This window comes from Limnohabitans sp. (assembly GCF_030158565.1).
In the GTDB taxonomy this organism is placed as follows: Bacteria; Pseudomonadota; Gammaproteobacteria; order Burkholderiales; family Burkholderiaceae_C; genus Limnohabitans_A.
This window is the reverse complement of the sequence record NZ_JAOASQ010000069.1, coordinates 1-21,073: the sequence shown is the minus strand read 5'-3', so window position 1 is coordinate 21,073 and position 21,073 is coordinate 1. Positions and strand designations below refer to the sequence as shown.

Here is a 21,073-nt window from a genome sequence, read left to right as displayed (position 1 = left end):
TTTGCACATGACCGGCAGGGACCTCATCTGGACGCGCCTGCGATGCGGCGATCCAAAACAGGCCAGGTGGTGGTGAACTTGGCGCGTTTGGTCGAGAAGAAGGCTTTGACATTGCGCACGTTGGCGTCTTGTGTGAACAGAGCCTGGCTGATGCTCAGGTAGTGCGGCATGTCGGTGGCCTGCACGACCAGCATGAAGTCGGGGCCGGGTGAGACGCGCCAGCATTGCTGCACCGCGTCGTGGGCGATGGCGCGGGCTTCAAAGGCATTGAGGTGTTCGGCGCCTTGTTGGTCCAGCGACACCTCCACCAGTGCCGTGAGGCCATGGCCCAGAGCGGCGCCCAGTTGGTCCGCATTGAGCACGGCGATTTGCCGCTCAATCCAGCCGCCTTCGACCAGGCGCTTGACGCGGCGCAGGCAGGTAGGCGGCGAGACGTTGACCTTGTCGGCCAAGGCCACGTTGCTCACGCTGGCGTCGCGCTGCAGGCTGTCGAGCAGTTGCAGGTCGATGGCGTCGAGTGGCATGGCGTACATAAAGTGGCTTCGAGTGAATTGGGGTCTGACCCCAATTAAATTATATCGATAAATTTAGGATATATTTTGAAATTTTATTTTGACTTGGTTGTTTGATGAAATTTTTATAAAAATACTGACATATATTGATCTGAAATTTTTCAACCCGAAGCCTAACATCGCTCCAGTTTGAACAACACCCCCAGGAGCACCCCATGTGTGGCATCGTCGGCGCCGTTTCTTCCCGCAACATCGTTCCCGTGCTGGTGCAAGGCCTGCAACGGCTTGAATACCGGGGCTATGACTCGTGTGGCGTGGCCGTGCACGCGGCCAGCCTGAACGGCAAAACTGGCGGCTTGCAGCGCGCCCGCAGCACCTCGCGCGTGGCAGAGCTGATGGACCAGGTCACCGCCGACCACATCGAAGGCGGCACCGGCATTGCCCACACCCGCTGGGCCACGCACGGCGCGCCAGCGGTGCACAACGCGCACCCACACTTCAGCCACGGCACGGGCGCAGCCGACGCCAAGCCGGGCAAGGTGGCGCTGGTGCACAACGGCATCATCGAAAACCACGAAGAACTGCGCGCCACCCTGCAAGCCAAGGGCTATGTGTTTGCCAGCCAGACCGACACCGAGGTCATCGCCCACCTGGTGGACAGCGTGTACGACGGCGACATTTTTGAAGCGGTCAAAACCGCCATCCGCCAGCTGCACGGCGCGTATGCGATTGCCGTGTTCCACAAAGACGAGCCGCAGCGCGTGATCGGTGCGCGTGCAGGTTCGCCCCTCATCCTGGGTGTGGGCCAGGGCGAGACCTTCCTCGCCAGTGACGCGATGGCGCTGGCGGGCGTGACCGACCAGATCGTCTACCTCGAAGAAGGCGACGTGGTCGACATCCAGCTGGGCAAATACTGGGTGGTAGACCGCGAGCACAAGGCCGTGACCCGCGCCGTGAAAACCGTGCACGCCCACAGCGGCGCGGCCGAGCTGGGGCCGTATCGCCACTACATGCAAAAGGAAATCTTCGAGCAGCCCCGCGCCATTGCCGACACGCTGGAAGGCGTGGAAGGCATCACGCCCGAGCTGTTTGGCGATGGCGCGTATTCCACCTTCAAAGCGATTGACAACGTGCTGATCCTGGCCTGCGGCACCAGCTACTACAGCGGCTGCGTGGCCAAGTACTGGATCGAAGCGATTGCCAAAGTGCCCTGCCAGGTCGAGATCGCCAGCGAATACCGCTACCGCGAATCGGTGCCCAACCCCAACACGCTGATCGTCACCATTACCCAAAGCGGCGAGACCGCTGACACGCTGGCCGCGCTGCGCCACGCGCAAAGCCTGGGCATGACGCACACGCTCACCATTTGCAACGTGTCCACCAGCGCCATGGTGCGCGAATGCAAACACGCCTACGTGACCCGCGCCGGGGCCGAGATCGGCGTGGCCTCAACCAAAGCCTTCACCACGCAGCTGGCGGGTTTGTTTTTGCTGACGCTGGCGCTGGCGCAGACCAAAGGGCGCCTGTCAGACGAAGAAGAAGCCGCCCACATCAAGGCCATGCGCCACCTGCCTGCCGCGCTGCAAGCCGTGCTGGCGTTGGAGCCACAAATCATCAGCTGGTCTGAGGAGTTTGCCAGCAAGGAAAACGCTTTGTTCCTGGGTCGGGGCACGCACTACCCCATTGCCCTGGAAGGCGCTTTGAAGCTCAAAGAGATCACCTATATCCACGCCGAAGCCTATGCGGCGGGCGAGCTCAAACACGGCCCGCTGGCCCTGGTGACCAGCGCCATGCCGGTGGTCACCGTGGCCCCCAACGACCAGCTGCTGGAAAAGCTCAAGAGCAATATGCAGGAAGTACGCGCCCGTGGCGGCGTGCTGTACGTGTTGGCCGACGGCGACACGAAGATCGAGAGCAGCGAAGGCGTCAACGTCATCCGCATGCCCGAACACTACGGCGTGCTCTCGCCCATCTTGCACGTGGTGCCGCTGCAGCTGCTGAGTTATCACACCGCATGTGCGCGGGGGACGGATGTGGACAAGCCACGTAACTTAGCAAAGAGCGTGACCGTGGAGTGATGGGGTGGCGTGTGTCGTTCAGTTGAAACGACCGCTGCCCGGAAAGACGTATATTCGCGGCATCAGCCCCCGTTCATGAGAAAGTCCGCGATGACATTGTTGAAGCATTTTCTGGCCGTCAGCAGTATTTCAGTCTTGGTCGCTTGCGGCGGTGGCGGCGGTGGCGGCGGTGGTGGTGGTTCAGCCGGGGCGACCCCTCCCCAATTGGCGGCGACTGTGATGGACTTGTCCTCCTACAAGAACACCTTCGCCGACACGACGCTGGTCAATGGCCAGGTGCTCACGGCAGGCTTCAGTCTGCAGTCCTTGCTTGCACGCTTGAAGATCCGGGATTTGTTCCCATTGGCGCATGCGCAAAGTCTCACCAGCTGCAACGACAACGTCAAACCTGTGGCGATCGATACGTCTTCGGCCACGCAGCAGTACAAGAAACTGCCTTTGACCGCCAAAGAGGACGACAAGCCGTGCTTCACCAGCTCGCAAGAGGTGGGGCCATACATGGCCGCGCAGGCCAAGAATCTTTACCAGGGCAGCAAAAAATGTGACATCGTTTTGATGCCCAAGGCTGGCGGCAAGTTGCATTGCCTGGAGGTGGGCATTCCTGCAAGCGTGAGCGCCAACGCGGGTGCGCCGGAGTTCAAATTCAGCCAGGCGTTTGCAGGCTTGGCCAGTTTGAAATCGCTGGGCGGAAAAATCACGGACAACGGCAAATACTTTTTTGTGGCGTTCAGTGACGATGGCACCCGCACAAAGGGGTACGACGGTGTCTACAGGATCGACCTGAGCGCGGCTGTGCCTGTGGGGCAGCTGGCCTATTTGTCCGAGGGGGTCAATCCGCGCACCTTGTCATTTGACGGTTATCAGCAGTTGGAAAACGGCGACATGATCGTCAGCCGCATGGACTTGGTCGCCCCGATGGGCTCGCGCCGCTACTTCACTTATTACGTGGGGGTTAAAGATGTCTTCCCCGGCGTCGCGGCTCAGCAGGCCGTGCTGATCAACAATGCGGTCGAATATGGCTATGACGGTGTCAATTCCCCCATCTTCACTTGGGCCAAAAACAATTTGGCAGTGGGGGGTGAAACCATCACCGATGGGGGCTCGCAAAACATTGCTTTTTCAGGTTCGCAAGACCCCAGTGTCAAGGTCTTCTATTACGTCATCTCCGTCAACCGCTACCAAAGATTTGCCGGGACGTACTACAACAGTTTGTTGATCAAGGGCACTGTGCGGGGCGACGCCATCGATTACGAAGACTATGGACCTACCAGCATTTCGTTCTTTGGCACTGCGGGTGTGAAAAGCGATTTGTCGAAAATTTACTGGGTCAAGGATTGGACACCCGGGCAGATGTCGGTGGTGACCCGCAGCATGGCCAAGCAAGTGGATGCATCGGACCGGACCTTCATGCCTGACACCGAGTCTGCACTGAACGTCAGCATGCCCAGCAATTACAGACCGACCTTGCTGTACACGACTCAAAACAAGATTTTTGTCTCCACCATCCAGCCTGATTTCTATGACAGTCAGGGTTTGATGAATCTGAAAATCTTCGCCGCTGACAAAGTGGTCAACGGGGTGGAGTGGACAGACCGACCCGATGGTTTCAGGGAAATCGATTTGACGGGTTACACCGGCAACAATTTCAGACTGGCGTCGGTCATCCCGAGTTTGGTGTCGGACAAAGTCACGCTCAGATTGACCCGCCTTGCGGACGGCAATCAGTTCAGTCTGGATGTCAGCAGCGCGGACATCGATGTGATCGATCTGGGCGCGCGAGGTGCGGTTTCGGGCAAACATGCCGTGGTCAGCGGGCGATGAGCCTCGCCCAGCCTCTGGCGCATGTGGCCGTTGAAACCTCCCCCGTCCACGGCAAAGGCGTGTTCGCCACGCGCCACATGGCCGCAGGCGAGACGGTGATCGAGTATGTGGGCGAGATGATCTCGATGGCGGAAGCGATTGCGCGTCATCCGCATGACCCCAGTGATCCGAACCACACCTTTTATTTTCAGCTGGACGACGAGCGGGTGATCGATGCGGTGCGCGGCGGCAACGATTCGCGCTGGATCAACCATTCGTGCCGTCCCAACTGCGTGCCCGACGAAGTCAAAGGCCGCATCTTCATCAAGACGCGCAGGCCGGTGTTTCGTGGCGAAGAGCTGACTTTTGACTATGGCTTGGTCAGCGACGAACCGATGAGCGATGCGCTCAAGGCGCGTTATGCCTGCCGATGCGGCGCAAACAAGTGCCGCGGCACGATGTTGGCGGCGCAGAAATCTTCAAAAGCATGAACCCTCTTTCCGAATTGTGGGCGCAGCAGTCTTACGTCCGTTTTTTGTTGGCGCGCTTGAGTGGCCTGACGGCCAACCAGATGCTGATGGTGGCCGTGGCCTGGCACATGTACGAGCTGACCTCCAGCGCCTGGGACTTGGGCCTGGTGGGTTTGTTCCAGTTCATTCCGGCTTTGCTGGTCACGCTGCCCGCAGGCCATGTGGTGGACCGTTTTCACCGGGGGCGCATTTATGCCTTGTGCATGCTGGCGCAGGCCTTGGTGGCGGCTTTGCTGGTGGGGGCCACGCAGGGTCAGTTTGCAACGCGTGAGTTGCTGTTTGTCGTGTCGATCGTGCTGGGTACGGCCCGGGCTTTTCAGATGCCCGCCCAACAGGCCTTGACGCCTTTGCTGGTGCCTCAGCGCTTGCTCTCGCGTGCGGTGGCCTTGAGCTCCAGCAGCGTGCAAGTGGGCGTGATCGCGGGGCCGGCCTTGGGTGGTTTCCTGTTCGTCTACGGGGCGATGACGGTCTACGCGGTTTGCACCGCCATGCTGCTCTTGGCGGGCGTGCTGACTTTGTTTGTGCATTACAGCCACCGCCCGCCCACGCAGGCGCCCAGTTTTCAAAGTTTCGTGGCAGGTCTGGTTTTTGTGTGGCGCCACAAGGTTTTGCTGGGCGCCACCACGTTGGACATGTTTGCGGTCTTGCTCGGTGGGGCGGTGGCCTTGCTGCCGATTTATGCCCGCGACATCTTGCATGTGGGGCCTGAGGGCTTGGGGCTTTTGCGGGCTGCGCCTGCCGCTGGCGCTTTGCTGATGTCTTTGGCCCTGACGCGCTGGCCGCTGGAGCGGCGTGTGGGCCCCAGGCTGTTGATGGCGGTGGCCGTGTTCGGTCTGGCCACCGTGGTGTTTGGCATGTCTTCGCACTTTTGGCTGTCGGTGCTGGCGCTGGCGGTCACGGGGGCGGCGGACAACATCAGTGTGGTGGTGCGCATCACCGTCATGCAACTGGAGACGCCCGACGAGATGCGTGGCCGTGTGGCGGCGGTCAACTCGATCTTCATTGGCGCCTCCAACCAGTTGGGCGAGTTCGAGTCCGGCTCGGTGGCCGCGTGGGCGGGGCCGGAGTTTTCGGCCATCAGCGGCGGCGTGGGCACGGTGTTGGTGGCGTGCTTGTGGTGGCGCCTGTTTCCGGGTTTGGCGCGGCGCGACCGATTGAGCCCATCGCTTTCTTGATGCACATCAAGCCGTGAAGCGGCGCCAGGCCGCACGCTCGCGGTCCAGCTTTGCTGGAACGCTGCTGTGAAATGCTGGCCCCTTTTTCGAAAGCGATCCTCCGCTGTGGATCGCACTGTGGCTGAACCTTCTCCCCATTATTGGAGCCGCCCGCTGGAGGCTTTGCGCCAAAGCTTGGACTCGGGCCCCGAGGGCTTGACGGCCACACAAGCTGCTGCGCACCTGCTGCGAGACGGGCCCAACGTTCTGGAGGCGCAGTCGCACACCTCGGTCTGGGTTTTGTTGTTCAGCCAGTTCAAGAGCCCCTTGGTGGTGATCCTCATCGTGGCGGCCATCATCTCGATGCTGGCGGGCGAGTGGGTCGATGCGAGCGTGGTGCTGGCCATTGTGCTGGGCAGCACTTTGCTGGGCTTTGCGCAGGAGTTCATTGCCGGTAACGCGATCGACAAGCTGCGCCGCCAGGTGCAAATCCATGCCCGTGTGCTGAGGGGCGGCCAAGTCTGCGTGCTGCCCTCGCACGGCATTGTGCGGGGCGATGTGGTGCTCTTGTCGGCGGGCAGTTTGATCCCGGCCGATGGCGTGGTGGTGTCGAGCAAGGACTTTTTCATCAACTAGGCGGTGCTCACGGGGGAGACCTTTCCTGTGGAGAAGAAGCCCGGTCTTGTCGCGCAACAGGCCAGTCTGAGCGAGCGCAGCAACAGTGTCTTCATGGGCACCAGTGTGAGCAGCGGCACAGCCCGCATGCTGGTGGTGCAAACCGGCACAGCCACCGTGTTTGGCCAGATCGCGGGCAAGCTGGCGCTGCGGCCTGCTTTGACCGAGTTCGAGCGCGGTCTGCACCGCTTTGGTTATTTGCTCACCCGCGTGATGCTGGTGATGGTGGTGATCGTGTTGGCCATCAACATGCTGATGCACAAGCCGCCCATGGATTCGCTGTTGTTTGCGTTGGCATTGGCGGTGGGGCTCACGCCCGAGTTGTTGCCTGCGATCGTGAGCATCACCTTGTCGCACGGGGCCAAGCGCATGGCCAAGCTGGGCGTGATTGTGCGCAAGCTCAACGCGATCGAAAACCTGGGCGGCATGGATGTGCTGTGCACCGACAAGACCGGCACACTCACCTTGGGGGTGGTGCAGCTCGATGCGGCATTTGACGCCCAAGGCGTGGCCAGTGACCCGGTCTTGCGCCAAGCGGCCATCAATGCGCATTTCCAGTCGGGGCTGGTCAACCCACTCGACGAGGCCGTGCTGCGCGCCGCTGGCGCGACGGATCTGGCGTCGGTGCGCAAGGTGGACGAAATTCCTTACGACTTTGTGCGCAAGTGCTTGTCGGTGGTGGTGGTCGACCATGGGGTCTGCAAGTTGATCACCAAAGGCGCGCTCGACAAGGTGTTGGCGTTGTGCGACAGCTGCGGTGCTCAGGCCAGCGCGCTCGATGACGCGCAACGCGTGCGCATCCATGCCTTGTTTGAAAACTGGAGTGCGCAGGGGTTTCGCGTTTTGGGTGTGGCTTCCAAGCCGGTGGACGAGCGCCAAGAGCCCTACAGCCGTGCCGATGAGACGGGTTTGAATTTCGAGGGTTTCTTGCTGTTCATGGACCCGCCCAAGGCCGATGTGCGCCAGACCATTGCTGACTTGGCGCAGCGCGGCGTGCAGCTGAAGATCATCACCGGGGACAACGCCTTGGTGGCGCAGCATGTGGCCGAGGCGGTGGGGCTGAACACGGGCCGCGTCGTCACTGGCCGCGCGCTCAACGACATGGGCGATGAGGCGCTGTTGCACATGGCCAAAGAGGCGGTGGTCTTTGCCGAGGTGGACCCGAACCAAAAAGAGCGGATCATCTTGGCGCTGCAAAAAACCGGGCACGTGGTGGGCTACATGGGCGATGGCATCAACGATGCGTTGGCCTTGCGCGCGGCCGATGTGGGCATCTCGGTGGACACGGCGGTGGATGTGGCCAAGGACGCGGCCGACTTTGTCTTGCTGAGCAAGGACCTGGGCATTTTGAGCCAAGGCATTGACGAAGGACGTGTGACCTTTGCCAACACCTTGAAGTACATCCTGGCCACCATCAGCGCCAACTTTGGCAACATGTTCAGCATGGCGGCAGCGTCTGTTTTTCTGCCCTTCTTGCCTCTGTTGGCTTCGCAGACTCTGCTCAACAATTTCATGGCGGACATTCCGGCCACCACCATTGCGGGCGATCGTGTGGACCCGGAATGGGTGGCCAAGCCGCGCCATTGGGACACGGTCTTCATCCGCAACTACATGGTGGTGTTTGGGCTGATCAGCTCGGTGTTTGATTTCCTGACCTTTGGGGTGCTGTTGTGGGTCTTCCATGCCGCGCCGCAAGAGTTCCGCACCGGCTGGTTCATCGAGTCCTTGATGACCGAGTTGGTCATCGCCCTGGTGGTGCGCACACGGCGGCCGTTTTACCGCAGCCGACCAAGCCCTTGGTTGCTGGGCACCTCGGTGGCCGTCTTGATCTTGGCGTTGGCCATGCCCTACCTGCCCGGCGTGGCCATCTTTGGCTTTGTGCCACTGCCAGCGCCTTTGATGCTGGGGGTTGTGGGCTTGACCCTGGCCTATGTGGTGGTGGTCGAGTTGGCCAAGAAGCAGTTTTATGCGCACACCGATTTGAGGTGAGGGGGCTTGCCAGGCTTTGCCGCTGCGCCTTGATCAGCCCTTCGCAGAGTGATCCGCTGGGGTCGGAGGATGGGCTTTGCTGCGGGCTTGGAGCCAGCGTTGCACAAGGATCAGCCATGCCGGGTCCTGCAGGGCCTGGGTCAACCGGGCGCGTGAAATCGCCAGGCGCTGCGCGGGTGTCAAATCGCTGCTCATGATGCGCGTGCTTGCTGGATGGCCAAGATGTCCAACTGGATTTGTTCCTGGATGTCGTTCAAGAAGGGGCGTGTGCGCAAGCGTCTGGCCCAGGCCCACAGCAAGACGGAAAGCACCAGCAGCGTCAGGGGCATAACCGGCAAGACCCAGGCGTGGCGTGTGTCGAGGCTGGGCAATGCACTCCACAGCAACAAGGCCACGCCAGCCAGGACCAATGCCAAGACCAGGCACAAGGCGCTGAGTGCGTAAATCACCCAGCGGTTTTTGAGCGTGCACAGCTGGTCTGCCCAAGCTTGGCTGGCCAAATCGGCATAGCCTTGCGCATGCATCTTCAGCAACTCAGGTGGCAAGACCAAGAGTTTGAGCAGCAGCTTGAGCATCAGTTTTTGCGCAGATGCATCAACCACGAAACCGCCAGCGCGGTGGCTGCGCCCGTGCCCGCTGCGATCAAGACCGACCGAATCGGAGCTTGGTGGATGAGGCGCTCTGCAGCACGCTGGGCGTGCAAAGCGCGTTTCTCCACGGCGTGTTGGGCCTGCGACGCGGCGTCTCGGCTCTGCTGGCTCAGCTCGTTGAGCTGAGCCGATATGCGGTCTGCGATGCGATCTACCGCAGGGCGCGCTTCATGGAGCGCATCGTTGACGACACCAGAGATGCCGACGCCGGGTGATTGCAATTTGTCCTGAGGATTTTGAGGGGCGGTCATGGGAGCCTTTGCAGTGAATGAAACCAAGAAAGGTGTTCACTGTAAAAATCCAAAATCGGTTTGTCTGTGGTGCAGCGCACCTTGGCGAGATCAGTCTTGTGTGTTGGGACCGTGTGTGGTGCCGTTGCGTTTTTGCTCGCGCAACATGAACAGGTACAGGCTTTCCACCTTGTCGCGCGCCCAGGGCGTGCGTCTCAGGAATTTAAGGCTGGAGCCCACGCTGGGCTCGTGCGTGAAGCAACGGATGGGGATCAGCGTACCCAACTCATGCCAGCCGTAATGGTCGGCCAGTTGCGTGACGATCATCTCGAGGGTCAGGCCATGCAGGGGGTTGCGGGGTTGGGCTGCTGGATTGGGCATGTTCATGGCTTGATTGTCTCTCTGGTGGTCAGGTCTGAGGGCGGCTGATCTGCGCTCTATCAGGGCTGGCGCTGTGTGAGCGCTTATTTTAGTTTTGACATCGCCCGATGTGGATGATGGGTAACTTCAAAACGACAGGCCATCGCGCTTTGGCAATGGCCATCAGGGCATGGCGTTGATAGGCGCACAAACCATGACTGAGGTGTGAGTGTGGCTTGGCCCACTGACGCCAGGTGACAGGATCATCTATCGTGGCGTCAAAGGTGTGGTGACCGTTAAAAACGAGATCACGATTCGTCCTTGAGCCACGCCTCGCTGGTATGCGTACTGCGTTGCATCCAAGAAAAGGTAGGAAGCGATGACCCATGCCAATTTTTGAACTTGCACCCGGTGATTTGCGCCTGAGCATTGATGCGTCGTCCTTGGGCTTTGCCGATACCTCTGAGCTGCTGCACTTGCCTTTGCCGTGGATCGGGCAAGCGCGCGCCGAAGAAGCCGCGCGCTTTGGCATGGAGATGGCGCAGCCCGACTACAACTTGTTTGTGCTGGGCGAGGTCGGCAGCGGCCGCACCACGCTGTTGGGGCAGATGATGCGTGCGCAGGCGGCCCTGCGGCCTGTGCCGCCCGACCTGTGCTATTTGCATAACTTTGACGAAGCCGAACACCCCAGGGCTTTGCGCATGCCCGCTGGGCAGGGACGGCAGTTGCGCCAGTTGATGGGCCAGCTGGCCAAGCGCTTGCAGGCTGAAATTCCCAAGCGCCTGGCGCAAGACGATTTCAAGGCCGAGAGCCAGCGCATTCGTGAGGCCTGCACGATTGAAAAAGACCGGGGCTATGTGGCGCTCAGCGCCTATGCCGAAGCGCACAGTTTTGGCCTGATGCGCGATGAAGGCCACATGGTCTTTACCCTCAAGGATGAAAAGGGCGAGCCGGTGACGGCAGGCAAAGCCCTGGCCCGCACGCAGCAGCAACGTGTGGAGGTGGAAAAAGCCGAAGAGGCTTTGCGCGATGAAATCAGCCGCTACCTGGAAAAGACACAGTCCATGGATCGGGTGATGAACGAAGGTCTGGCCGCTTTGCGCAGGCAGACCATCAAACCCTTGCTGGCGCATGAGTTGCAATTGATTCGAAATGGCTTGCTGCCTGATGTGCAGGGCGACGCGAAGCTGGGCCTGTTTCTGGAACAGGTGCACCACGCGGTGCTGGAGGATCTGGAGTTGTTCCAGCCGGGCGATGATGAACAGGTTCGTCTGGAAGCCCTGGAGGTGGTGCTCTTGCTGTTTCGCGTCAATGTGGTGGTGGACAACCACGCCCTTGAAGGCGCTCCGGTGATTTTGGAAGACAACCCCTTGTACCGTGCGCTGTTTGGCAGCATTGAGTACGCCTCGGATGGCAATGAGTTGGCGACCGATTTTTCGCACATTCGGGCAGGCAGTTTGCTCAAGGCGCATGGCGGTTTTTTGATGCTGCATTTGCGCGATCTGTTGGCCGATGAGCCGGTGTGGGAAAAGCTGCGTCGCTTCATGCGCAGTGGCCGCTTGCAGATCGAAGAGCCCGGCATGGTGCATGCGCCGATGGCCGCTGTCTCGTTGGCGCCCGAAGCGGTGGATGTGCAGGTCAAGATTGTTTTGGTGGCCTCGGTGGAGGAGTATTACGCGGTGCAGGCGGCCGATCCGGAGTTCGCACGGCGCTTTCGCTGCAAGGTGGATTTTGCGGAGAGTTTCACGGCCACGGCCGATTCTGCGCGGGCCACGGCGATTTTTGTGGCCCACACCTGTCAGCGCAAAGCCTTGATGCATTTTTCTGCTGAGGCGGTCGGCGTTCTGATTGAAGAAACCCACCGCGAGGCGCAGGACAAAACCCGACAAAGTGCGATCTTCGCCTTGTCGGAAGCGCTGGTGATGGAAAGCGCCGACCTGGCCCAACGCCGGGCGGCTCGGACGGTGCAGGCACAGGACGTGTATGCGGCGCGTGAGGCGCGCATTCACCGGCTCAGTTATCCCGAGCAGCGTTTGCAGGAGACCATCGCCGATGGCGAGCGCTTGCTCGATGTGCGGGGCGAACGGGTGGCCCAAGTCAACGGCCTGACGGTGCTGGACTTGGGGGACTACTGTTTTGGCTTCCCGGTGAGGGTGACGGCGCGCACGTATGCGGGCGAAGACGGTTTGCTCAACATCGAGCGCGAGGTGGAGTTGTCCGGGCCGATCCATGACAAAGGTGTGCTGATTTTGCACAGCCATTTGTCCGCCTTGTTTGCTCACATTGCGCCGCTGGCCCTGAATGCGGCGGTGGTGTTCGAGCAGGAGTACAGCGGCGTGGAGGGCGACTCGGCCTCGTGTGCCGAGTTTTATGCCTTGTTGTCCAGCCTCTCGGGCCTGCCGATTCGCCAAGGCATTGCGGTGACCGGTGCGATCAACCAGCATGGCGAGGTGCTGCCGGTGGGCGGCATCAATGAAAAGATCGAAGGCTACTTTCGCAGTTGTGAACTGCTGGGATTGGATGGTCAGCAAGGGGTCTTGATCCCCCGACGCAATGTGCGCCACCTGATGCTGGATACGAAAGTGGTGGCGGCTGTGCGCGACGGGCGCTTTCACATCTACACAGCCGATGACGTGGGCGAGGGCATGTCCTTGCTGACGGGCGTGCGTTTTGGCGACAAGGGGGTGGGGCCTTATGCCGCGGACTCGGTGCTGGGACGTGCCCAAAAAACACTCCAACGTTTTCGCCGCGCATGCGCTGCATCGGTCGTGCACCAGGGCCCCGCGCATCAAAAGGGCCATCGTTCACAGGTTTGAGTCTTTCTTCAAACTTTCGGGGTCACTACTGGTTTGAAAGTAAGCGCACTCACCAATTCAAGGGATTCCTTGTGGACTGCGCGCCACCTATCCTGATGGCATGGTCGGCGTTGCGTGCAACTGGTGCGCAGTGCCTCAGTCAAACGGAAACTTGTTTGTGAAGGACGAAACCGATGTGCATAGACCTGGTGCTGGCAGACCCGTATCCCGTGATGCTCGATGGCCTGAGCCATGTGTTTGACAACTCGCCGGAGTTCTCCGTCAAGTCTTGCGTCCACCATGGTGATGCGGCTTTGCAGGCGGTCCGGCAGCACCAGCCGCACATTCTGGTGATGGATTTGTCCTTGACGCAAAGCAGCGGTCTGGCCTTGCTGGAGGCCTTGCAAGCGTCTGAAGTCAAGACCCGGCCCGTGGTGTTCACAGGTGCGTCGATTGGTGAGGTGATGCAGGCCCTGGACTTGGGCGTGCAGGGCCTGGTGTCCAAGGAAAGGCCCAAGCAAATTCTGGCGCGTTGCATCAAGCAAGTGCACGAAGGTGGTCAGTGGCTCGACCGGGACTTGTCCTTGAAGACCATGTCTCTTTTGCTGGAGCAAAAAAAGAAAAATGCGCAGGCTTCGCATTTGCTCACACCTCGGGAGTTGATGGTCGCACGCATGGTCACGGAGGGTTGGCCGAATAAAAAGATTGCCAGCAAGCTGTTCATCAGCGAAGGCACGGCCAAGCTGCATTTGCACCATGTGTACCAAAAGCTCAATTGTCCGGGGCGCATGTCCTTGCAGCGCTTCATGCAAGAGCACGGCTTGGTGTGAAGAGCCTCAGGGCTTGATTGAAATTTTTGACTGAAAGGAAGTTCCATGTCAGATGAAAACCGCATCCTCGAATCGGCGTATGCCTTGCATGTCAGCGAACATTTCCGCAGAGCGTCTGAAGAGTTGCTCCATGCTTACCAGCGCAACAAGGAGGCCAGTCGTCACCACGAGGCGGGTGCATTCAAGGCGGCCTTGCACCATGTGAAGATGTCCAAGCACCATGCATTCAATGCGCATGAGCATTTGAAAGATGCTTTGCTCATCAGCGAAAAAATGGGTCAGATGGATGTGCCTGTTGGCGTTCGGGGTGGTCTGTCGAGTGGCTCCGCCATTCAGTGAACCATCCAAAAATGTGTTGTGAACAACGCAAATCCTCAGCACTATGTGCTGAACCGCACATTCTTTGAACCGTGATCGAAATAGACTGGGTACGTGGATGAGGCAACGTATAAGAAGGACCGTCTACCTTGTTGCGATGGATCGAGACCCATTCTGATGAATGATCGCTGAAGGATTGAACATGTCGATACGCGTTTTATTGTCTTCCAGACACAAAGTGGTTTCCGAAGGAATCGCGGCAGTCTTGAGAACCCATCGGGATATGAATCTGGTGGGCATTTCAGAAAACACAGAGCGCACACACACATTGTGTGACGAGCTTGACCCGGATGTCTTGCTGGTGGGTATCCATTCCCAGGGTGCCCAAGAGCTGGACCTGATGCACCGTTTGTCGCATCGAGATTCGCCGCAAAGCATCGTGGCCTATTCGAGCGAATCCGGTCGTAATTCCATCATTGAGATTCTGGATGCTGGCGCCAAGGGCTATGTGTCGACCACCAGCAGCATCGATGAGCTGATGTCGGCCATCCGAGCTGCAGCGTCGGGACGTGCGTACCTGTGCCAGTCTGCGGCCACCGAGATGATGGAGAGTGTGCGCAAATCCCGGGCAGGGGACATCACGGTCCGCTCTCACTTGGGTGGTCGTGAAGAGCAGGTTTTGCGTTTGATTGCGGATGGCTATTCATCCAAGGAAATTGCACGCAATTTGCAGATCGCGCCCAGCACCGTGGAAGTTCATCGCCGCAACATCATGCGCAAGGTCGGTTTGCACAAAGTGGCGGACTTGACGCGTTACGCGATCCGCAATCAGATGGTGTCGGTTTGAGGTGTCAGTGGTTGCAGTGTGTTGACTGGGGTAATAGCCGCTCGTATTCTCGTTGGATGGCGCCATAGCACTCACAGGCGCGCTGCGCGAGAGCCGATCGGTCCAACACGGTGATGCGCCCGCGAGCATAACGAATGATGCCCTCTTGCATCAGTTTCTTGGCGGCCATGGTCACACCTTCGCGCCGCACACCCAATAAGCTCGCAATGACTTCATGGGTCATCACGATGGTGTCACCATCCATGCGATTGAGGGTCAAGAGCAGCATGCGGCACAGCTGCTGGTCCAGCGTGTGGTGGCGATGGCACACAGCGATTTGCGCCATCTGGGTGATCAAGGCCCGTGTGAACAGCCAGAAGATGCTTTGCACTTCGTGACCTTGGCTGAATGCGTCCAGCACCACCTGCACCGGCAGGCGTATGGCCTGCCCTGTGGTTTGCACGATCCCTTGGTTCTGAGTTTTGCCGCCGCCCATGAGCATGTACATGCCCAACACGCCCTCGCGACCGGTCATGGCGATTTCGGTGGTGGCGCCGTTTTCCAGCATATAGACCCAGGACACGATGGCCGAGGTCGGAAAGTACATGTGGCTCAGCGTACTGCTGGGGTCGTAAAGCACTTGGCCCATGGGCAGCTCGATGACCTCGAAATAGGGCGCCCAGGCGTTGTAAGTGCTTGCAGGCAGCAGGTTGAGTATGTTGTTTTTGCTAATTTGCCTCGTAATTCGGATGTTTTTTATGAATTTGACATCCTTTGAATTTATCAGGCGCTGGATTCCTTATGTTTGATTTTGAACGTAAAGCGCAAATATATGGGATGCGCAGGTTCAGCTTGGCATGCATGCCGGTGCGTGCGCTCGGGCTTGTTGGACAAGCCCTTCCATGTTGAGGATGTTGATGACCCCTCTCTTGTAATCCAATAAACCTTGCTCTTTGAAAGCCATGGCGGCCAACGTGACGCTGACGCGTCGCACGCCCATCATGCGCGCCAATTGATCGTGGGTGAGCTGGAGTTTGGCGGCCTGTGTGCGTTGTGCGCACAACACCAGCCAGGCAGCCAGGCGTGTGGCAATGTTGTCACCCTCGATGGTGGCAGCCATGTTGGCGATGTCATGCGTCATCAGCCAGAGATAACGGGCCACCGCCCAGAGAATGGTGGGGTGGGCTTGCAGCAAGCCTTGCAGTTCTTGGCTGTCTGCGCACCAGGCTTGGCCTGCGGTCTGCACTTCAAATTGGAGGTGGGATGCCTGTTGTCCCAAGGCTGCGCCGAGACCAACCGCACCTTCTGTGCCGATCAATCCTACCGCCAGACGGGCTTGATCGGGATCGTTGACCCAGAGGATGACACAGGCGCCGGTCAAAAAATACACTTTGGCAGGTGAGGATGCTTTTGGCGGGCACAGCTGGTCTCCCTCGGCAAGCTCAAGGGGTTGGCAGATTTGCTGCAAGCGGTTTTGATCTTCTCTGGACAGCTGAAAGACAAGACCGTTGGTTGAGAAATTCACAAAAGCATTCGGCGGCGCGGTTGAATGGCGCGTCATTCTGCGAATACCCAAAAGTCAGCAGAAATCGCGCATATTGAATGGCTAACGAGTATATGCCTCAATGATTCTGAAGATAACCATGATTTGACCGATTCTATGTTCGATATAGAACATAGAATGTGAAAAATTGTAAAATCAGCAACGATTAGGGCTGGATGCTTGATTCCCGCGCGTTATCCACTTTGACTTCAGTGACTCAAAATTCTTTGCTCAACTTGATGCTGCAGACGGCACCACCGGCGTTTGCGGTGCAGCCGGAGCGGGTGTTTTTGCAACAAGGCCCCCTGGACTTGGTGGCATCGGGTTCCTTCGTTTATTTCCCCCAGGATGCTTTGTTGAGTTTGGCGCAAGTCAGTCCTGTTCACGATGCGGTGAATGTGGCCGTGGTGGGACAACATGCGTGTGTCGGGCCCGCAGAGTTGTGGGGGGCTCAGATGCAAGCAGAGGTCATGGTGGCCGGGCATGCCTGCAGGCTCGATTGGTCGCAGGTCAAACAAGATGACCGTGTCTATGGACTGTGGTTGTGGCACACCACGGTGGTCACGCATGGTTTGATTGAACAGATGGCGCAAACGGCTTTTTGTGTGCGGCACCACCACGCGACGCAGCGCTTGGCCAGTTGGCTGTTGATCGCTTTGGCCCAGCATGGCGGGCCATCGTTACACCTGCATTTGGATGCGGTGCCCTTGTCCATTCGTCAGCCAGCGCATTCATGGGCCGCTGTTTTGGACACCTTGCAAAATCAGCAAGCCATTGAGGTGCATGGCGCGGACTTCAGGGTGCTGGATGCAGGGCGTCTGGCAGGTGCAGCATGTCGCTGTCACACCATGGTCACGCACTCAGCTGGGCAGCGACAGCTTCGGCCACTTTGATCCCATCCACCCCGGCCGACAAAATGCCACCTGCGTAACTGGCCCCTTCACCGGCCGGGTACAGGCCACGCGTGTTGAGGCTTTGGAAGTCTTCGCCGCGTGGAATTTTGAGGGGCGATGAGGTGCGTGTTTCCACGCCGGTCATGACCGCATCCGGCATGTCATAGCCCTTGATCTTGCGACCGAACACCGGCAGCGCTTCGCGCATGGCGGCGATGGCGTAGTCGGGCAGCACCTTGGCCAGATCGACCAGTTTGACGCCCGGCTTGTAAGACGGCACCACGCTGCCCCATTGGCTGGACGGGCGCTGCGCCAAAAAGTCACCCACCAACTGGCCGGGCGCTTCGTAATTGGCACCACCGACTTCAAAGGCCCGTGTCTCCAGCTGGCGCTGCAACACGATGCCAGCCAGTGGGTGAGATGCAGGCGCTTGCTGTTGCGACATGGCCAAAGCTTCTTGCGCCAGCTGCGCGCCTTCCACATCGCCAAAGGCCGCTTGCCAGGCGCGGGTGTCCAGCGGGTAGTCGGGCGGGTCGATGCCCACCACCATGCCCGCGTTGGCATTGCGTTCGTTGCGTGAGTACTGGCTCATGCCGTTGGTCACCACGCGACCGGGCTCGCTGGTGGCGGCCACCACCGTGCCGCCCGGGCACATGCAAAAGCTGTAGACCGCACGGCCGTTTTGCGCGTGGTGCACCAGTTTGTAATCGGCCGCGCCCAACAAGGGGTGGCCTGCGTGGCGGCCCCAGCGGGCCTGGTCGATCACGCTTTGCGGGTGCTCGATGCGCACGCCGATCGAAAACGCCTTGGCCTGCAAGGCCACCTGGCGTTTGTGCAGCACCACAAAGGTGTCGCGCGAGCTGTGGCCTAGGGCCAGCACCACATGGCGTGTGGCCAGGGTGTGGCTTTCCCCGGTTTTCTGGTTCAGCACCTGCAGACCGGTGATCTGCTGGCCGCCCGCAGCTGGCGAGACCAGCACATCGGTCACGCGTTGCTCAAAGCGGATCTCGCCGCCCAATGCGGTGATTTGTTCGCGAATGTTCTCGACCACCTTGACCAGCTTGAAGGTGCCGATGTGCGGATGCGCCGCAAACAGGATGTCGGCCGGCGCGCCGGCCTTGACGAACTCATGAATCACCTTGCGGCCCAGGTGGCGCGGGTCTTTGATTTGGCTGTAGAGCTTGCCGTCCGAGAAGGTGCCTGCGCCGCCTTCGCCAAACTGCACATTGCTTTCGGGGTTGAGGGTTTTCTTGCGCCACAGGCCCCAGGTGTCCTTGGTGCGTTCACGCACAGTTTTGCCGCGTTCCAGCACGATGGGCTTGAAGCCCATTTGCGCCAGGCTCAGCGCGGCGAACATGCCGCAAGGCCCAAAGCCCACCACCACGGGGCGCTCGCCTTCTGTCGCGCCAAAGCCTGTGGGCGCGTGGCAAGGCGGGTGCCAGGTCATGTCGGGTGTGGGCTGGATGTGCGGGTTCTTTTCGAACTGCAGCAGCAGCGCCGCTTCGTCGAGGTCTGGATCCAGCGTGATGTCGACAATGAACACCGCGAGCAGTTCGGCCTTGCGGGCGTCGAAGCTGCGCTTGAACACATGCAGGCTGGCGATGTCGTGTTCGGCGATGCCCAGCGCCTTGGCGGCCAGCTGGCGCAAGGCGGCTTCAGGGTGCGGCGGCGGGATGCGGTCTTCATCGGTTTCAGAAGGCGCGTCGGCTGCGCGGCGCACTTCCACCGGCAGGGCCGACAGGGGGAGTTTGAGTTCAGAAATTCGGATCATGGTCGTGGCTTGTGGTTATCAAGCAAGAAGCCGTGATTATCCCCGCACTGAGCGCTGTCAGCCCAACGGTCACCCCAGCGGTCAGCATAACCATCACCCCAACTTTCAGAACAGCCGTCACCCCAACGCTGAGCACCACTGTCACCCCGGACTTGATCCGGGGTCCATGGTGCTGCCGTCATGGATCCCGGATCAAGTCCGGGATGACATGTAGAGAAGTCGGCGGGATGTGCTGCTCAGACGTCGGCCGGTTGAGATGTTGACGCGTCATCCATCACGGCATGTTGTCCTTGGTCCGGCATGACGTGTCGGTGCTGGACCACTCAAGCAGGCAAAAAGCCTTCGATCGACAAATAACGCTCACCCGTGTCGTAGTTGAAGCCCAGCACCGTGGCGCCAGCAGGCAATTCGGGCAGTTTTTGCGCAATCGCCGCCAAGGTGGCGCCTGACGAGATGCCCACCAGCATGCCCTCTTCGCGGGCCGAGCGGCGGGCGTATTCACGGGCGGCTTCGGCGTCGACCTGGATCACGCCGTCCAGCAAGCTGGTGTCGAGGTTCTTGGGGATGAAGCCCGCGCCAATGCCCTGGATCGGGTGGGGCGCCGGCGCGCCCCCGGAGATCACGGGCGAAGCCGCAGGCTCGACGGCAAACACCTTGAGGTTCGGGAACTTGGCTTTCAGCACCCGGGCTGTCCCGGTCAGGTGGCCTCCGGTGCCCACGCCGGTGATGAGGGCGTCGATGCCATCGGGAAAGTCGGCCAGGATCTCTTGCGCCGTGGTGCGCACGTGCACATTGATGTTGGCCGGGTTTTCAAACTGCTGGGGCATCCAGGCGCCGGGGGTGCTGGCCACCAGTTCTTCGGCCCGGGCGATCGCGCCCTTCATGCCTTTTTCGCGAGGTGTCAGGTCAAATGTGGCGCCATAGGCCAGCATCAGGCGGCGGCGCTCGATGCTCATGCTGTCGGGCATGACCAGCACCAGTTTGTAGCCTTTGACGGCCGCCACCATGGCCAGGCCAATGCCGGTGTTGCCCGAGGTGGGCTCGATGATGGTGCCGCCGGCTTTCAGGGCGCCGCTTTTTTCGGCGTCTTCGACCATGGCCAGCGCGATGCGGTCCTTGACCGAGCCGCCGGGGTTGCTGCGCTCGGACTTGACCCACACGTTGGCGCCCGCGCCAAACAGGCGGTTGATGCGCACATGGGGGGTGTTGCCGATGGTGGCGAGGATGTTGCTGGCTTTCATGTGAGGTCTCCGTGTGAAAAACGCTGAAAAAATCATTGTGCGTGAAAGTTCAGACTTTTTGCGGCATGAGCTTATGCCCACAGGCGATAATCCAACGGTGAAGCTCGCCAGACCGCCGCTGGTGCAATCTCCGAAAGGAGGCACTGGAGGAACGTCCGGACTGCACAGGACAGCGTAGGAGGTAACACCTCTCCACCGAAAGGCCGCAAGGCACCAAGGTGAGGATTAGAGCAACAGAGACGAGCCGATTGAGTTCGGGTGAAACGGGCAATCTCTACGCGCAGCAATACCAAGTAGGCCAGCGTTGATGTGGTTCCGCAGAGTTGGCGGGTAGGTAGCATCGAGCCGGGTGGGCAACCCCCGGCCCAGAGTAATGGCGGTCACGCAGCGGGCAACCGCTGTGCACAGAATCCGGCTTATCGGCGAGCTTCACACTTTTCTTCATAGTGGGCATGGCGATGGCATCAAACTGGACTGCCGCGTCGCAAGCTCCTCGCAGTGACGGTGATGGGCGCTGTAAGCCTTTCGCAGTGAACCTGACTGGTCATCGCGAGCGAAGCGTGGCGATCCAGCGTTTTCGCAGCCAATAAAAAACCCGCCGAAGCGGGTTTTTTATTGGGAGCCGAGGCCAGCTCAGCCGCGAGATGGCATCAAGCTGCCGGCCAAGGCGAACACCGAGTTGGGCGCGGTGATCTTCAGGGTGCTTTTGGGCTTGGCGAACACGCCACGCTTGACCGCTGGTTGGGGCGCAGGCTCCACAGAGACGCCCTTGGCACGTTGCTCGGCCACCAACTGGCGCAGGCTGATCGACTTGAGGTGGCTGAGCATTTTCTCGTTCAGGCTGGCCCACAGCTCGCTGCTCATCCAGCCGCCTTCGG

General features: G+C 59.8%; 18 protein-coding genes, 1 other RNA gene and 2 pseudogenes. 11 read left to right on the top strand and 10 right to left on the bottom strand.

Annotated features, from left to right (window positions below; genetic code table 11):
* Positions 1-23 precede the first annotated feature (23 nt).
* On the bottom strand, positions 24-533 hold the full coding sequence (locus Q1W40_RS14020) for an Lrp/AsnC family transcriptional regulator (protein WP_300713115.1): 510 nt from the start codon (positions 531-533) through the stop codon (positions 24-26).
* Positions 534-727: 194 nt separating this feature from the next.
* Here Q1W40_RS14020 and glmS point away from each other — a divergent pair, with 194 nt between their 5' ends.
* The 5 genes and pseudogenes from glmS to mgtA all read left to right on the top strand — a co-directional run bounded on the left by glmS (position 728) and on the right by mgtA (position 8,738).
* The gene (gene glmS, locus Q1W40_RS14015; RefSeq protein ID WP_300713113.1) at positions 728-2,590 is read left to right on the top strand and encodes a glutamine--fructose-6-phosphate transaminase (isomerizing); all 1,863 of its coding nucleotides are present in this window, start codon (positions 728-730) and stop codon (positions 2,588-2,590) included.
* A gap of 90 nt (positions 2,591-2,680) precedes the next feature.
* Positions 2,681-4,411 (top strand): hypothetical protein, encoded by a 1,731-nt coding sequence (locus tag Q1W40_RS14010; RefSeq protein WP_300713111.1) that lies wholly within the window; start codon positions 2,681-2,683, stop codon positions 4,409-4,411.
* Positions 4,408-4,881, top strand: coding sequence for an SET domain-containing protein-lysine N-methyltransferase (locus Q1W40_RS14005; RefSeq protein WP_300713109.1), 474 nt, complete (start codon positions 4,408-4,410; stop codon positions 4,879-4,881). The genes Q1W40_RS14010 and Q1W40_RS14005 overlap by 4 nt, the downstream gene beginning before the upstream one ends.
* Positions 4,878-6,095 (top strand): MFS transporter, encoded by a 1,218-nt coding sequence (locus tag Q1W40_RS14000; protein ID WP_300713107.1) that lies wholly within the window; start codon positions 4,878-4,880, stop codon positions 6,093-6,095. Before Q1W40_RS14005 ends, Q1W40_RS14000 begins: the two co-directional genes overlap by 4 nt.
* A gap of 66 nt (positions 6,096-6,161) precedes the next feature.
* A pseudogene (gene mgtA / locus Q1W40_RS13995) lies at positions 6,162-8,738 on the top strand (magnesium-translocating P-type ATPase).
* Between the two features lie 33 nt (positions 8,739-8,771).
* Here mgtA and Q1W40_RS13990 read toward each other — a convergent pair.
* The 4 genes from Q1W40_RS13990 to Q1W40_RS13975 all read right to left on the bottom strand — a co-directional run bounded on the left by Q1W40_RS13990 (position 8,772) and on the right by Q1W40_RS13975 (position 10,005).
* Entirely contained in the window at positions 8,772-8,933 is a 162-nt protein-coding gene (locus Q1W40_RS13990; RefSeq protein WP_300713105.1) for a hypothetical protein, read from the bottom strand.
* Positions 8,930-9,340 (bottom strand): hypothetical protein, encoded by a 411-nt coding sequence (locus Q1W40_RS13985; RefSeq protein ID WP_300713103.1) that lies wholly within the window; start codon positions 9,338-9,340, stop codon positions 8,930-8,932. Before Q1W40_RS13985 ends, Q1W40_RS13990 begins: the two co-directional genes overlap by 4 nt.
* On the bottom strand, positions 9,313-9,639 hold the full coding sequence (locus tag Q1W40_RS13980) for a hypothetical protein (protein ID WP_300713102.1): 327 nt from the start codon (positions 9,637-9,639) through the stop codon (positions 9,313-9,315). Before Q1W40_RS13980 ends, Q1W40_RS13985 begins: the two co-directional genes overlap by 28 nt.
* Before the next feature lie 90 nt (positions 9,640-9,729).
* The gene (locus Q1W40_RS13975) at positions 9,730-10,005 is read right to left on the bottom strand and encodes a VF530 family protein (RefSeq protein ID WP_300713100.1); all 276 of its coding nucleotides are present in this window, start codon (positions 10,003-10,005) and stop codon (positions 9,730-9,732) included.
* 359 nt (positions 10,006-10,364) lie between these two features.
* On the opposite strand from Q1W40_RS13975, the gene Q1W40_RS13970 reads away from it, so the two are divergent.
* The 4 genes from Q1W40_RS13970 (at position 10,365) to Q1W40_RS13955 (ending at position 14,768) form a co-directional block, all read left to right on the top strand.
* Complete coding sequence (locus tag Q1W40_RS13970) at positions 10,365-12,794, top strand: ATP-binding protein (RefSeq protein WP_300713098.1); 2,430 nt, start codon at positions 10,365-10,367, stop codon at positions 12,792-12,794.
* 173 nt (positions 12,795-12,967) lie between these two features.
* Positions 12,968-13,603 (top strand): response regulator transcription factor, encoded by a 636-nt coding sequence (locus Q1W40_RS13965; RefSeq protein ID WP_300713096.1) that lies wholly within the window; start codon positions 12,968-12,970, stop codon positions 13,601-13,603.
* A 45-nt stretch (positions 13,604-13,648) separates the two neighbouring features.
* Positions 13,649-13,942, top strand: a complete 294-nt coding sequence (locus Q1W40_RS13960; protein ID WP_300713094.1) for a hypothetical protein — start codon at positions 13,649-13,651, stop codon at positions 13,940-13,942.
* Between the two features lie 160 nt (positions 13,943-14,102).
* A complete protein-coding gene (locus tag Q1W40_RS13955; RefSeq protein ID WP_366146340.1) occupies positions 14,103-14,768 on the top strand; it encodes a response regulator transcription factor in 666 nt (221 codons plus the stop codon).
* Positions 14,769-14,772: 4 nt separating this feature from the next.
* Here the strand turns inward: Q1W40_RS13955 and Q1W40_RS13950 are convergent, their stop codons facing one another.
* Together Q1W40_RS13950 and Q1W40_RS13945 are read right to left on the bottom strand one after the other, a co-directional pair.
* Positions 14,773-15,396, bottom strand: a complete 624-nt coding sequence (locus tag Q1W40_RS13950; RefSeq protein ID WP_300713090.1) for a Crp/Fnr family transcriptional regulator — start codon at positions 15,394-15,396, stop codon at positions 14,773-14,775.
* A gap of 198 nt (positions 15,397-15,594) precedes the next feature.
* Positions 15,595-16,137, bottom strand: coding sequence for a Crp/Fnr family transcriptional regulator (locus Q1W40_RS13945; RefSeq protein WP_300713088.1), 543 nt, complete (start codon positions 16,135-16,137; stop codon positions 15,595-15,597).
* 365 nt (positions 16,138-16,502) lie between these two features.
* On the opposite strand from Q1W40_RS13945, the gene Q1W40_RS13940 reads away from it, so the two are divergent.
* A complete protein-coding gene (locus Q1W40_RS13940; RefSeq protein ID WP_300713085.1) occupies positions 16,503-17,183 on the top strand; it encodes a hypothetical protein in 681 nt (226 codons plus the stop codon).
* Here the strand turns inward: Q1W40_RS13940 and Q1W40_RS13935 are convergent.
* On the bottom strand, positions 17,143-18,954 hold the full coding sequence (locus Q1W40_RS13935) for an NAD(P)/FAD-dependent oxidoreductase (RefSeq protein ID WP_300713083.1): 1,812 nt from the start codon (positions 18,952-18,954) through the stop codon (positions 17,143-17,145). The two genes, Q1W40_RS13940 and Q1W40_RS13935, sit on opposite strands and share 41 nt — an antisense overlap.
* A gap of 323 nt (positions 18,955-19,277) precedes the next feature.
* A complete protein-coding gene (cysK, locus tag Q1W40_RS13930) occupies positions 19,278-20,195 on the bottom strand; it encodes a cysteine synthase A (protein ID WP_300713081.1) in 918 nt (305 codons plus the stop codon).
* 99 nt (positions 20,196-20,294) lie between these two features.
* Between cysK and rnpB the strand changes: the two genes are divergently transcribed.
* An RNA gene (rnpB, locus tag Q1W40_RS13925) (RNase P RNA component class A) lies at positions 20,295-20,630 on the top strand.
* Positions 20,631-20,828: 198 nt separating this feature from the next.
* Here the strand turns inward: rnpB and Q1W40_RS13920 are convergent.
* Positions 20,829-21,073: pseudogene (locus tag Q1W40_RS13920) on the bottom strand (DNA-binding protein); the annotation flags it as partial.